Origin of the sequence: Salinimicrobium marinum (assembly GCF_014651535.1) — a bacterium.
In the GTDB taxonomy this organism is placed as follows: domain Bacteria; phylum Bacteroidota; class Bacteroidia; order Flavobacteriales; family Flavobacteriaceae; genus Salinimicrobium; species Salinimicrobium marinum.
In genome coordinates, this window is record NZ_BMXB01000001.1 from 103,905 (window position 1) to 117,079 (window position 13,175).

Here is a 13,175-nt window from a genome sequence, read left to right on the forward strand (position 1 = left end):
CGTCAATAATTAGTTACTTGTTTGTATTTCCTGTCCGTCACGCAGGTTCCTGCTTCCGTCTGTAATAATAGTGTCTCCAGGTTCCAGTCCTTCGGTGATCTCAATTTTTCCCTGATACACATATCCTGTCTCAACCACTACTTTTTTTGCGAGACCTTTATTTTCTTCCTGCGGCTCCCATACATAAACAAGGGTTTCTCCCTGTGAATTTTGTTGTACCGTGTGTTCGGGTACTATAATGGCTTCTTCATTAATATAGTCGTTGATCATTACTGTGGCAATCTGGTTAGGTCTTACCAGGCCATCTTCATTTGGGATGGCGACTTCAATCCTAAAGGTTCGATTGTTTGGGTTTATAGTATTGCCTACCCTTTGTATTTCTCCTGTGAATTGTTTCCCGATTGAACCTATCTCCACGATCACCTCAGAACCTTCAGTTATTTGGTTCAGGTAATTTTCGGGCACACTGGCTTCAATGAACATATTTTTAAGGCTTACCAGTCGAAACAGTTGACTTTGTCCTGGATTTACTACTTCTCCTTCTTCTGTTATGATTTCGTCTATTACTCCGCTAAAAGGAGCTCTGACAGTATTTTTTGCCAACTGGGTGCGTATCTGGCTGGCAGAATTCTGCATGGCTTCAAAATTAGATTTGGCTTCCAGGTATTGCATTTCTGAACCTATGTTTTGTTCCCACAAACGTTCCTGGCGTTCAAAGGTGGTTTCAGCAAGAGCCAGCTGAGTTTCAATTCTCGCAAGTTCACTGGAAAGGCCCCCGTCATCTATTACAGCCAGAACCTGTCCTTTTGAAACCTGTTGACCTTCGTTAACACGAACATCATTCAGAATTCCTGAAGTTTCAGAATAAATAACAATGTTTTCATCAGTATAAACATCCCCCTGTACCTGTGCATAATGTCTAAAGGTAGTGTCCTCCAGCTTTTGAATATTTACCAGTGGGCGGCCACGGTCTTCATCAAGATCGTTGATAGCAGATTCTAAAAGATCTAACTTGCGTGAAAGCTCACTTTGCTCTTTACTTAATTCAGACTTCTTTTGCCTTATCTCGCTAAGGTTACCATCTTCAATTACTTCCTCAACCGATTTGTCTTCGCCGTTTCCGCAGGAAATGATGGCTAGCGATAGAAGAAATATAGTCGCAATTTTTTTCATAGTGTCTGTATAGTATGTGGTTCTAGTTCTCATTATATTCGGTAGTATCTAAAAGATTTTCAAGTTCAACTTTTGCCGTGATCACATCAAGCATAGCCTGTAAATAATCCTGTTGGGCAGTATATAGCTGAATTCTGGCTTCATTCAATTCAAAACTACTGGCAAGTCCTTCAAAAAATTTGATTTGATTTTTATTCTCTATCCTTTCGGCTAGCTCAAGGTTTCTTCGCTGGGTTTCCAGATTTTCAAGACTGAATTCATATTCGTTTTTTGCTGAATTGATTTCGAGCTTAACCTCGTTCTCTGTTTGTTCAAGATCAAGTAAAGCCTGTTCAAGTTCTATTTTTCGCTGTTGAGTGCGGGCGCCTCTCATGCCGCTGCTTAAAATCGGAATATTCAGGGTTACCCCCAGGATTGATTGATTGTAGTACTCCTGATCACTGCTGAAGAAATTAAATTCCTGATCGAACGCCTGATATCCGAAATTCACATACCCCGTCAAAGTTGGCAGGGCTGCTGCTTTCTGCAATTTCACCTGAATTTCTGCAGACTCTGCTGTATTTTTCGCAATACGGTAATCTATGTTTTCTTCAACCGGAATGTTTTCTTCAAGTAAACCTAAATCATAATATTTCATGGCCAAATCTTCCAGGTCCTCGGTTAAAGTTACCTCCAATTCCACGGGAATCCCTAAGGTGGTGTTCAGCATTTCATAAGCGATATCCCGCATCCTCCTGGTTCTGTTGAGATTATTATTAAGACCTAAGAGGGAAATTTCCAGTTGTTCAACATCTTCTTCTTCTGCCATTCCGTTTTCAAAAATTGCTTTTGTTTCGTCATAGTTTTTCTGAAGCGTGGAAAGGTTCCTGTTGAGGATTTCTAAACTTTCATTGGCTAGAAGCACGTTGCCATACGCATTGATCACCGCACTTTTCACTTCCTGATCGGTCTTCGTTTTCGCATTCCTGGAGATCTGCAAGAGAGTCTTTGCCGACTGGATGCCTACAATATAAGATCCGTCAAAAATAAGCTGGTTCCAGGTAGAGGTTGCCGTTACATTGTGTTTAGGACTAAAAGGGAGTGCTACAAAAGTACCGGGTTCCTCTCCTATAAGTTCTCCGGGAAGTACACTTAAAGGCTGAATAAGATTGTTTCGATAGTCTACTGTTGCGTCTAGTTGAGGTAGCCCCTGTGCAATAATTTCCCATTTTTGTTTTAGGGCTATTTCAATATCCTTTTGCGCATTTCTTGCAGAATAGTTTCTTTCCAGCCCCAGGGCAACTGCCTCTTCTAATGAAAGGGAATATTGCTGTGGCTGGGTTTCCTGAGCCGCCAGGTTGAGAGAAAACAAGATGAATAGTAACGCAGTTAATTTCTTCATTGCTTAGTTGTTGTTTTGTAGATAGTTTTTTAGTGTAGTAAGTCCCTTATTTGTTACAATACCGCGTAGATGATATTCGAGATGCTCTTCTATGAGTCCGGGGACAGGGAACTCGTCTGCCGGAAAGAGATCCCGATCTTTTAATCCAATCATTTCTACAAAATAAATGCGGGAAATAAAAGGAATGGAAATCTCCTCCCTGTAATAGCCTTCTTTTATCCCCTTCTCAAGATTCTCCCGAATAAGATCTTCCATTAATTTTTGCTGCTTTTTTCTTATTTCCGTAAAAATTTTCGGATAATATTTCTGAAGCTGGTATTGAGGAGAAGACTTCTCATATTTTAAATGCTCCAGTGCAAAGTTTTTGATTTTATAATGCTCTTCAATGGGGTTTTTGTTCCTATCTACTATTTCATTGATCCCTTTGGATATTTCCTCAAAAACATAATGAGTAGTTGCATTAATAAGTTCAGTTTTGGTGGAGAAATGGGTGTAAAGGGTTTTTTTGGACATGCCCAGTTCACTGGCAATTTCATCCATGGTTACACTTTTAACCCCCAGGGTAAGGAATTTTTCTGCTGATTTTTGTAATATCTTTTCCTTCAACGGTTTAAAATTCAAGCGGCAAAGGTACAATTGGAAACTTTAAAAACAATTTTAGTTTCCTAAGTTTTCAAAAGTTTAACACAGCAGTAAAGTTTTAAATCATAAGCCGATTTGGTATTTTAGCCGAAATTCCGGAGTAAATGCAAAAAATGGATCACTATCGACAGGATTTCGAAACCTATCTTTCAGAAAAAGTAAAAACAAAAGAGCCAAAAAATCTATATGACCCCATGGTCTATATCTTAGGCCTGGGTGGTAAAAGAGTGCGGCCTGTGCTGGTTCTAATGGCAGCCGATATTTGCGGTGGCGATTACAAAAAAGCACTCGATGCAGCACTGGCTATCGAAATATTTCATAATTTTTCTCTTATTCATGATGATATTATGGATGACGCGCCCTTGCGCAGAGGGAAAGAAACAGTGCATGAATTGTGGGATGTCAATACCGGCATCTTATCTGGTGACGCCATGCTTATCAATGCCTACCAGCTTTTTGAGAATTATGAGGGAGAAACCTTTCGGGAACTTGCAAAATTGTTCACCAAAACAGCGATGGAGGTTTGCGAAGGGCAGCAGTATGATATAGATTTTGAAGCCCGGGAAGATGTTGGCATCCCTGAGTATTTAAAAATGATTGAATATAAAACAGCTGTTTTGGTAGGGGCTTCCCTTCAAATGGGGGCCATTGTGGCAAATGCGTCTGATAGTTGTAAGAAACAGATCTATGAATATGGCCGATTGCTGGGACTGGCCTTTCAACTGCAGGATGATTATCTGGACGTTTTTGGAGATCCCGATAGTTTTGGTAAACAAATAGGAGGTGACATTATCGAAAATAAAAAAACCTTCCTTTATCTTACTTCATTATATAATTCAGATAAAAAAGAATCTTTGCAACTGGAGCATTTGTATTCTATAAATCCAAAAGATACTACTGCAAAAGTTGAAACTGTAAGAAATCTTTTTCAGAGTAGCGGTGCTGCGGAAGATACCAAAAAAGAGATAGAAAAATACACACAGCTGGCTTTTGATGTGCTGGAAAAACTGGACATTCCTGAAGACAGGAAGGATTTATTGAGAAGCTTTGGTGGCGGTTTAATGAACCGGGAAGTGTAAAGGCTAAAAGTAAACGCTTACAAAGGGCATAAAGGCATTTCCGTATATGCTTTTATCATCGTCATATAATACATCGTAACGAATTCCCACCGTTACGGGTCCGGTGTTGTATCCCAGGCCAAGGAAAAGTGCAGGATACCAGTAGGATTCTTTTCTGTTCCCGCCATCCAGCTCCCATTCCCGGGTGACATTCAGTTCTTCAAATTCGGCCGAGAGTTGTAATGATCTAAAAGGTCGAAACAAACCAAGAATGCTTCCTCCATAGGTATAGGCATTGTAATTGGAAGCATTAGAATAGGAACCTAAAAGCCCTACCCCGGCAGATGCATATTCATTAAAATCATAAATCGCTTTGGGGGCAATACTGGCATTAAAAAAGCCATTACTAAAACTAAGTCCAAGGCTTCCGCCATATCGTACGTGATCAAAAAAATCAGCTTCTGCAGCAGGAGTGTTTTGTGCGAACAGCAGAGAAGGAGTGCTTAAAATCAATAGGATACAGGTGAAAAAATGTCTTTTTTTGAGATAAATAAGGTGGATCATGTTAAACTTCTTATAATTGGAAATATAAATATATGAATTGCATCGGGCTATCTTTTCTAAAAATTGTATTTTTGGAAAGTTTTATAAAATAGAAACATTAGTTTCACCTTATGGATAAATTTTCATTTTTAAATGCCGCACATACAGCCTATTTTGCTGAACTTTATGATCAATACCTACAATATCCCGATAGTGTAGAACCAAGCTGGAGAGCCTTCTTTCAAGGCTTTGACTTTGGTGTGGAAAATTCCGGAAACGGAGAAATTGTCGTAGAAAATCCAGAAAATGGCGAAGCGGTCGAGATGCCGCAATCTGTAATTAAAGAATTTCAGGTAGTAAAATTAATTGACGGATACCGTACAAGAGGTCATTTATTTACCAGAACCAATCCTGTGCGGGAGAGGAGAAAGTACTCTCCAACGCTGGATGTTGAGAATTTTGGTCTCGAAAAAAGTGATCTGGACAGTACTTTTAATGCAGGGGAGATCCTTGGGATTGGTCCTGCCACTTTAAAAGAAATTATAGTACACCTTGAAAAGGTATATTGTGATTCTATAGGTGTTGAGTACATGTACATTCGTAAACCTGAAGAAGTTCAGTGGATACAGAAAAGACTTAACATCAACGAGAATCAGCCTAATTTCAATGCAGATCAGAAGAAAAAGATTCTTAGAAAATTAAATGAAGCTGTCTCTTTCGAGTCCTTCCTGCATACCAAATATGTAGGGCAGAAGCGTTTTTCTCTGGAAGGAGGAGAAAGTTTGATCCCGGCTCTTGATAGTATTATTGAAAAAGCAGCCGATTATGGCGTGAAGGATTTTGTCATGGGTATGGCTCACAGGGGCCGGCTTAATACCCTTACAAATATCTTCGGAAAAAGTGCCAAAGACATATTCACCGAATTTGACGGAAAGGATTATGCTGAAGAATTCTTTGACGGGGATGTAAAGTACCACCTAGGGTGGACCTCTTGCCGTAAAACCGACAGCGGAAAAGAGATCAACATCAATATTGCTCCTAACCCATCTCACCTGGAAGCGGTAGGGCCGGTAGTAGAAGGTATTGCCAGAGGAAAACAAGACAGGCATTACAGAAACAACATAGAACAGGTGCTGCCTATCATCGTACATGGGGATGCTGCCATTGCCGGACAGGGAGTGGTATATGAAGTAGTGCAGATGGCTCAACTCGAGGGTTACAAAACCGGAGGTACCATTCATATAGTAGTTAATAACCAGATTGGTTTTACTACAAATTATTTAGATGCACGTTCATCTACTTATTGTACAGATATTGCAAAAGTTACCTTGTCTCCAATCCTTCATGTCAATGCAGATGATCCAGAGGCAGTAGTGCACGCTGTGCTTTTCGCACTTGATTTTAGAATGGAGTTTGGAAGAGATGTTTTCATTGACCTTCTTGGATATAGAAAATATGGCCATAACGAAGGTGATGAGCCTAGATTTACCCAGCCAAAGTTGTATAAGGCTATTGGGGAGCATAAGAATACGAGAGATATCTATGCAGAAAAACTTAAGGCATCTGGAGTCATAAATGATGATTTTCTTACGATGCTTGAGGATGATTACAAGAAAAAACTGGAAGAAGATCTTGAGGATTCCCGAAAAGAAGAAAGTACTACAGTTACTCCTTTTATGCAGGATGAATGGCAGGGATTTGAAAATGCCGATGAGGACAAGATGATGGAAGAAGTGGATACCACTGTCGATCCTAAGCAACTTGCAGAAGTCGCGGAAGCAATTTCTCAATTGCCTGAAGGCAAGAAATTCATGAGGAAGATAAAGAAGCTGGTCGAGTTGCGTCACAAAATGTTTTTTGAGACCAATAAGCTGGACTGGGCTATGGCAGAGTTGCTTGCTTATGGTACTTTACTTCAGGATGGATATTATGTGCGAATGAGCGGACAGGATGTAGAGCGGGGAACTTTCTCTCACCGGCATGCTATCGTAAAAGTTGAGGACAGTGAAGAGGAGATCATTCTGCTGAACCAGATAAAAGGAACTTTCTGCGATGCCAAACAAGGTGCTTCCTGTGATTTGCAGATTTATAACTCACCACTTTCTGAATACGGAGTGGTAGGATTTGATTACGGTTACGCAATGGCCAGCCCTAACTGTCTTACCATCTGGGAAGCACAGTTCGGTGATTTCGTCAACGGAGCACAGATTATGATCGATCAATATATTTCGGCTGCGGAAGATAAGTGGAAGCTTCAGAATGGTCTTGTGATGTTACTACCTCACGGGTATGAAGGACAGGGTGCAGAACACTCTTCAGGAAGAATGGAGAGATTTCTGCAACTTTGTGCAAAGGATAATATGGTGGTGGCAGATTGTACCACGCCGGCCAATATGTTCCACCTTTTAAGACGACAAATGAAGGTGAATTATAGAAAACCTTTAGTGATTTTTACTCCAAAAAGTCTTTTAAGGCATCCAAAAGTGGTTTCTACTAAGGAAGAATTTGCTGCGGGCGGCTTCCAGAAAGTAATTGATGACGATACAGCGGATGTGAAAAAGATCAAATCTTTGGTCTTCTGTACCGGGAAATTCTATTATGATCTTGTAGAGCGCAGGGAAGAAAACGGAAGAGATGACGTGGCTTTTGTTAGAGTGGAGCAGCTGTTTCCTCTACCCCAAAAAGAGATGAGTGAGATCATTAAGAAATATGAAAATGCCGATGATATTGTCTGGGCGCAGGAAGAACCAAGAAATATGGGAGCTTATGCACACCTGCTATTACATTTTGAAGAGGCAAAATCCTTTAGAGTGTGTAGTAGAAGATTTTATGGATCTCCTGCCGCCGGAAGTGGTGCCAGATTCAAAAAGCGTCACGAAAAAGTAATCGATACTGTATTTGATAAAAATATAGAATACGTTAAGTAAAAATATAGCAAATAATTAATTTTACCGCCCCCGGCAAGAATGGGGTGCCGGGACACAAATAAAAATCAAGAAATCATGGCTTTAGAAATGAAAGTCCCATCTCCGGGAGAATCTATCACAGAAGTTGAAATAGCTCAATGGCTGGTTGAAGACGGGGATTATGTTGAAAAAGATCAGGCAATCGCCGAAGTAGATAGCGATAAGGCAACCCTTGAACTCCCTGCAGAAGCAAGCGGAATTATTACTCTTAAAGCTGAAGAAGGTGACGCCGTAGCGGTAGGGCAGGTGGTATGTCTTATTGATACCGATGCGCCAAAACCGGGTGGGGGAGAAGGAAAGGCAGAAGAAATTATCGAAGAGCGAAAAGAAACTACCAAAGCGTCTGAAGAAGAAGTTGCTTCAGAATCTGGTGCCGATAAAGTAGAGGCAAAGTCCGAAACTCCATCAAAATCCAGTACTCAGTCGCAACAACAGGATAAAACCTATGCTACCGGGAGTCCGTCTCCTGCAGCGAAAAAGATCCTGGAGGAAAAAGGCATGGATGCAAAGTCTGTTTCAGGAACTGGTCGTGATGGTAGAATTACCAAGGAGGATGCTGTAAATGCAAAAGCTTCCATGGGGTCTCCGGGTCAGGGGAAAAGAGGAGAAAGCCGCAAGAAAATGTCAATGCTGCGAAGAAAAGTAGCAGAGCGTCTTGTTAGTGCGAAGAATGAAACTGCTATGCTTACTACTTTTAATGAAGTAGATATGTCGGCTATATTTTCACTTCGTAAGCAGTACAAAGAGCAATTTAAAGAGAAACACGGGGTGAGCCTTGGGTTCATGTCTTTCTTTACACTAGCTGTTGTGAGAGCTTTAGATCTTTATCCAGATGTTAACTCTATGATGGATGGAGATTACCAGATAAAATATGACTACAAGGATATTAGTATTGCCGTATCGGGACCTAAAGGTTTGATGGTGCCAGTGATGCGAAATGTTGAAAATATGAGCTTCCGGGCAGTAGAAGCAGATGTAAAACGTCTGGCTCTACGTGCACGTGATGGACAAATCACGGTTGATGAAATGACAGGAGGTACTTTTACTATTACTAATGGAGGGGTTTTCGGGTCAATGTTGTCTACTCCTATCATTAACCCTCCACAGAGTGGTATTCTTGGAATGCATAATATTGTGGAAAGACCTGTTGCAATAGACGGTCATGTGGAAATTCGTCCAATCATGTTTGTGGCCCTTTCTTATGATCACAGAATCATCGATGGAAAAGAATCTGTAGGATTCCTTGTCGCAGTGAAAGAAGCGCTTGAAAATCCTGAAGAACTGTTAATGGACAATGATGTAAAACGAGCTTTGGAATTATAAACTTCCAGAACCGGATAAATTTAAAAAAGGTAATGATCTTCAGGGATTATTGCCTTTTTTGTTTTTTGACAAATCATTTAGTGGAAAGTGGAGGACGTAAAGCTTTTGTGAAATGACCAGAAATTCATTGGTAGTGGCAGTTAAAAAATATTCTGAAATTTTGGTATGATCCAAACTGTCTTATCGCTGCTTTTTGAGAAGAGCTGCTAGAAAGATTTTGAATTTTAATTTCTGAGTATTCACTTAAGTTAAACAGAAATTACCAGGCAGTAAATGTTAAGTAGAATTACTGCAATTATAAAAATTGCCAGGATTATGGGAAAAGGTTTGTACTTGGTAGAAGAAAGATTCATAAATGAAATATTAGATATCAAAAATCTACATTTATGACGGGTTCTGCAATGGGGAAAATCCCCCATAGTTTGTGCGAAATCTACTTCAGAAATAAATTTTTAGATTTATAATCAATCACTGCTTTACCTTTTTTGAGAATATCGGCGCCTATAATTCCATGAACCTTTTTTGCCTTATGCTTCACCAGTGCGTTATTGACATGAGTGAGATCAAATAAAACAAGATCCACTTTTTTCTTTTTCCACCCTTTGATTTCAATATTGTTTTTTTGGGCTATTTGTGTCAGCATATCTGTAGCGCCGGCACCGGCAGCTTTTATGTCACTATCTTCGGCAAGTAGATTGAAATGCGAAACAGCTTCAAAGCCTACACAGGAGCTGGATGCTCCCGTATCAAGAATAAAACTTCCTTCAATGTCGTTGATCTTGGCTTTTAATTCAAAATGTTGAGTGGCCGTATAGTTAAGTTTAATTTTCTGATAACCTTTTTCTTTGAGAAATTTCTTTAACGATGACATTCTTTCCTTTTTGACAAAGATAGGTGTTCAAAATAAATTATTTTTGTAAATATGATAATAACAGATACGCATACGCATTTGTACAGTGAAGCATTTGATGAGGACAGGGAGGAGATGATCTCCAGAGCTTTGCAGGCAAATATTACCCGCTTTTTCATCCCGGCAATAGATTCTTCATATTCAGAAGCAATGTTTGAACTGGAGAATAAATTTCCAAATAACATTTTTTTAATGAGTGGTTTGCATCCTACTCACGTAAAAGAAAATTTTAGGCAGGAATTGACATTTGTTGAGAAGGAGCTTTCCAGAAGAAAATATTATGCTGTAGGAGAGATTGGAATTGATTTGTACTGGGATAAAACTACTTTGGGAATTCAGCAGGAGGCATTTAAAACGCAGATACGGCTGGCAAAGAAACACCAGTTACCGATAGTGATTCACTGCCGTGAAGCTTTTAATGAGGTTTTTGAGGTGCTGGAATCTGAAGCAGGTGAAGATCTCTTCGGAATTTTTCATTGTTTTACCGGAAATCACCAACAGGCTGAACAGGCGCTTTCCTTCAATATGAAGCTCGGAATAGGAGGGGTGGCTACTTTTAAGAATGGGAAAGTTGACAAATTTCTTTCTGAAATTCCGTTGTCCGAGATTGTGCTGGAGACTGATTCTCCTTACCTGGCACCGGTGCCGTATAGAGGAAAACGTAATGAAAGTTCGTATCTTGTAAATGTATTGAATAAAGTAGCCGGAATTTACAATACCACTCCCGAAGAGGTTGCTGCCGTGACTACGCAGAATTCTAAAGATATATTTGGAGTATAAAAGCCGGAATTATTTAAAATTTTGTTCTTTTGCTAACCCTTAAGCTAAAAAAATAGTGTCAAACTTTGAAGAAATTCGGTTCTACAATGATGCCGAGGTGCAGGAAGCGCTTCAGCAATACCTGAAGCATCCAATGATAAAGGCGTTGCTGCAATTTACCTTTCCAAACAGCAGTTATAAAGAAATTGAAGAGAAGGTTTTATCCTGTAATACCATCAGGGATTTCCAGTCTAAGATTATTTATTATACCGTCCAGCAGGTGCTTGAAAAAAGTTCTGAAGGTCTCACCTATTCCGGATTTGAGAAACTGGAATCAGATGAAGCCTATCTGTATATTTCCAGCCACAGGGATATTGTGCTTGATACTTCACTTTTAAACTCGGTGCTGCTTGAGACCGATTTGACCATGACTGCTTCGGCTATTGGAGATAATCTTGTTCAAAAGCCATTTTTAATGGCTCTTGCCAAGGCAAACCGCAATTTTCTTGTAAGAAGGGGATTGGGCCCGCGGGAAATGTTGAAGAGCTCCTTAAATCTTTCAGAATATATTAAATTTTTATTGCTTCAGGAGAAACGGTCTGTTTGGATGGCGCAGCGGGAAGGGCGTACTAAAGATGGCAATGACAGGACGCAGCAGGGGGTGTTGAAAATGCTGGCTATGGCAAAAGGGGATGCATCCCTGGCAGAATATTTTGCAAAGCTCAAAATAGTTCCTGTGGCCATTTCTTACGAATTCGATCCTACAGATATTTTGAAAATGCCGGAACTTTTGGCTAAAAGAATGGAGCAAATCTATATTAAATCTGCAAATGAAGATTTTAAATCCATACTTAAAGGTGCGATAGGGAACAAGGGCAGAATTCATCTTACGGCCGGGGAGCCCATTGACTTTGAGGTACTGGAAGGAATAGAAAAAACTTCAGGTTCGGTAAACGACCAGCTTCAGCAAATTACTTCTTTAATTGATAAACGCATTCATAAAAACTACAAGTTGTGGCCTGCAAATTATGTAGCGTATGATCTGCTTCAGGGTTCTAATGAGTACGAAGATAAATATACAATTAAGGAAAAAAGACAATTTGAGAGAAGGATTACCAGACGGGTAGATGTAGAGAATTCTTTAGCTGTAAACAGTTACCTGTTAATGTATGCCAACCCTGTTTTAAATATGCAAGCTCTTTATGAAAACAAAGGCTGATATTCTGCTTATTTATACCGGCGGAACCATTGGGATGATCAAAGATTTTGAAACCGGTGCTCTTAAGGCTTTTAATTTCGATGAGCTGCTTCAAAATATACCTGAATTAAAACTTCTTGAACATAAAATAGATACTGTAAGCTTTGAGCGTCCTATAGATTCCTCCAATATGAAGCCGGAATTCTGGCTGCAGATTGCCTACCTTATTGAAGAGAATTACGAGAGTTACGACGGTTTTGTAGTGCTGCACGGGAGTGACACCATGTCTTACAGCTCCTCTGCTTTAAGTTTCATGTTCGAGAACCTCACTAAGCCCGTCATTTTCACTGGTTCCCAACTTCCAATTGGAGATTTAAGAACCGATGCAAAAGAAAACCTGATCACCAGTATCCAGATTGCCGGTTTGCAGCGTTATGGCCAGCCGGTTATCAATGAAGTCTGTCTTTACTTTGAATATAAACTCTACCGGGCAAACCGAACGACAAAAATTAACGCAGAACATTTTCAGGCTTTTTCATCGCCAAATTATCCTGCTTTGGTGGAATCGGGTGTTCATTTGTCTGTAAACCACGAAGCGTTGTGGAAGCCAAATCGGCGTCGAAAAATGAAACTTCATCCAGAGTTGAACGATCAAATTGCCCTGATAAAGATTTTTCCCGGCATTAACAGGTCATTACTTGAACATATTTTCGCCAAAGAAGATCTTAAAGGGGTGATCCTGGAAACGTACGGAAGTGGTAATGCTCCCACAGAAGAGTGGTTTGTCAAGCTTTTAAAAGATTCCGTTGCAAAAGGAATCATTGTGGTGAACGTTACCCAGTGTAGCGGGGGAAGTGTAAATATGGGGCAGTATGAAACCAGCAGTCAGTTAAAAAAAATAGGAGTTGTTTCGGGCAAAGACATTACTACTGAGGCAGCTGTGGTGAAATTGATGTATCTTCTGGCGCAGGATTTGTCTCCAAAGGTTTTCAAAACAATTTTTGAAACTTCCCTTCGCGGTGAAATGTTGTAAAATTAACTAGGCATTATTTTGACCGTTTTATAATTTTTTCGTTATTTGGCGCATCGTTACAATAACGTTAAAAGATTTTTAGAGAGGTGGCCGAGTGGTCGAAGGCGCACGCCTGGAAAGTGTGTATACCCCACAAGGGTATCGAGGGTTCGAATCCCTTCCTCTCTGCAAGTTGTTTTTATTTGAATA

At 40.0% G+C, this 13,175-nt stretch carries 11 protein-coding genes and 1 tRNA gene; 7 read left to right on the top strand and 5 right to left on the bottom strand.

Features of this window, described 5'->3' with window-relative positions; translation table 11 throughout:
• Nucleotides 1-9 precede the first annotated feature (9 nt).
• From IE056_RS00480 to IE056_RS00490, 3 genes are read right to left on the bottom strand one after another with little or no spacing between them, the layout of a single operon-like run.
• Nucleotides 10-1,173, bottom strand: a complete 1,164-nt coding sequence (locus tag IE056_RS00480) for an efflux RND transporter periplasmic adaptor subunit (protein WP_189602661.1) — start codon at nucleotides 1,171-1,173, stop codon at nucleotides 10-12.
• 22 nt (nucleotides 1,174-1,195) lie between these two features.
• Nucleotides 1,196-2,554 carry a TolC family protein gene (locus IE056_RS00485; protein ID WP_189602662.1) on the bottom strand — a complete coding sequence of 453 codons (1,359 nt, stop codon included), beginning with the start codon at nucleotides 2,552-2,554 and terminating at the stop codon, nucleotides 1,196-1,198.
• A 3-nt stretch (nucleotides 2,555-2,557) separates the two neighbouring features.
• Nucleotides 2,558-3,160 carry a TetR/AcrR family transcriptional regulator gene (locus tag IE056_RS00490; RefSeq protein ID WP_189602663.1) on the bottom strand — a complete coding sequence of 201 codons (603 nt, stop codon included), beginning with the start codon at nucleotides 3,158-3,160 and terminating at the stop codon, nucleotides 2,558-2,560.
• A 140-nt stretch (nucleotides 3,161-3,300) separates the two neighbouring features.
• Here IE056_RS00490 and IE056_RS00495 point away from each other — a divergent pair, with 140 nt between their 5' ends.
• Nucleotides 3,301-4,275: a polyprenyl synthetase family protein gene (locus tag IE056_RS00495; protein WP_189602664.1), complete on the top strand. Its 975-nt coding sequence runs from the start codon at nucleotides 3,301-3,303 to the stop codon at nucleotides 4,273-4,275.
• A gap of 3 nt (nucleotides 4,276-4,278) precedes the next feature.
• On the opposite strand, the gene IE056_RS00500 is transcribed toward IE056_RS00495, so the two are convergent.
• Nucleotides 4,279-4,818, bottom strand: a complete 540-nt coding sequence (locus tag IE056_RS00500) for an alpha-ketoglutarate decarboxylase (protein ID WP_229793602.1) — start codon at nucleotides 4,816-4,818, stop codon at nucleotides 4,279-4,281.
• A 110-nt stretch (nucleotides 4,819-4,928) separates the two neighbouring features.
• Between IE056_RS00500 and IE056_RS00505 the strand changes: the two genes are divergently transcribed.
• Both IE056_RS00505 and odhB read left to right on the top strand, forming a co-directional pair.
• Entirely contained in the window at nucleotides 4,929-7,724 is a 2,796-nt protein-coding gene (locus IE056_RS00505; protein WP_189602665.1) for a 2-oxoglutarate dehydrogenase E1 component, read from the top strand.
• A 75-nt stretch (nucleotides 7,725-7,799) separates the two neighbouring features.
• On the top strand, nucleotides 7,800-9,086 hold the full coding sequence (gene odhB / locus IE056_RS00510; RefSeq protein ID WP_189602666.1) for a 2-oxoglutarate dehydrogenase complex dihydrolipoyllysine-residue succinyltransferase: 1,287 nt from the start codon (nucleotides 7,800-7,802) through the stop codon (nucleotides 9,084-9,086).
• A 433-nt stretch (nucleotides 9,087-9,519) separates the two neighbouring features.
• Here odhB and IE056_RS00515 read toward each other — a convergent pair whose 3' ends face one another.
• Complete coding sequence (locus IE056_RS00515) at nucleotides 9,520-9,957, bottom strand: retropepsin-like aspartic protease (protein ID WP_189602667.1); 438 nt, start codon at nucleotides 9,955-9,957, stop codon at nucleotides 9,520-9,522.
• Between the two features lie 51 nt (nucleotides 9,958-10,008).
• Here IE056_RS00515 and IE056_RS00520 point away from each other — a divergent pair, with 51 nt between their 5' ends.
• The 4 genes from IE056_RS00520 to IE056_RS00535 all read left to right on the top strand — a co-directional run bounded on the left by IE056_RS00520 (nucleotide 10,009) and on the right by IE056_RS00535 (nucleotide 13,154).
• Complete coding sequence (locus IE056_RS00520; protein ID WP_189602668.1) at nucleotides 10,009-10,776, top strand: TatD family hydrolase; 768 nt, start codon at nucleotides 10,009-10,011, stop codon at nucleotides 10,774-10,776.
• Between the two features lie 55 nt (nucleotides 10,777-10,831).
• The gene (locus tag IE056_RS00525) at nucleotides 10,832-11,974 is read left to right on the top strand and encodes a 1-acyl-sn-glycerol-3-phosphate acyltransferase (protein WP_189602669.1); all 1,143 of its coding nucleotides are present in this window, start codon (nucleotides 10,832-10,834) and stop codon (nucleotides 11,972-11,974) included.
• Nucleotides 11,958-12,986, top strand: a complete 1,029-nt coding sequence (locus IE056_RS00530) for an asparaginase (protein ID WP_189602670.1) — start codon at nucleotides 11,958-11,960, stop codon at nucleotides 12,984-12,986. The genes IE056_RS00525 and IE056_RS00530 overlap by 17 nt, the downstream gene beginning before the upstream one ends.
• 80 nt (nucleotides 12,987-13,066) lie before the next feature.
• A tRNA-Ser gene (locus IE056_RS00535) sits at nucleotides 13,067-13,154 on the top strand.
• Nucleotides 13,155-13,175 lie beyond the last annotated feature (21 nt).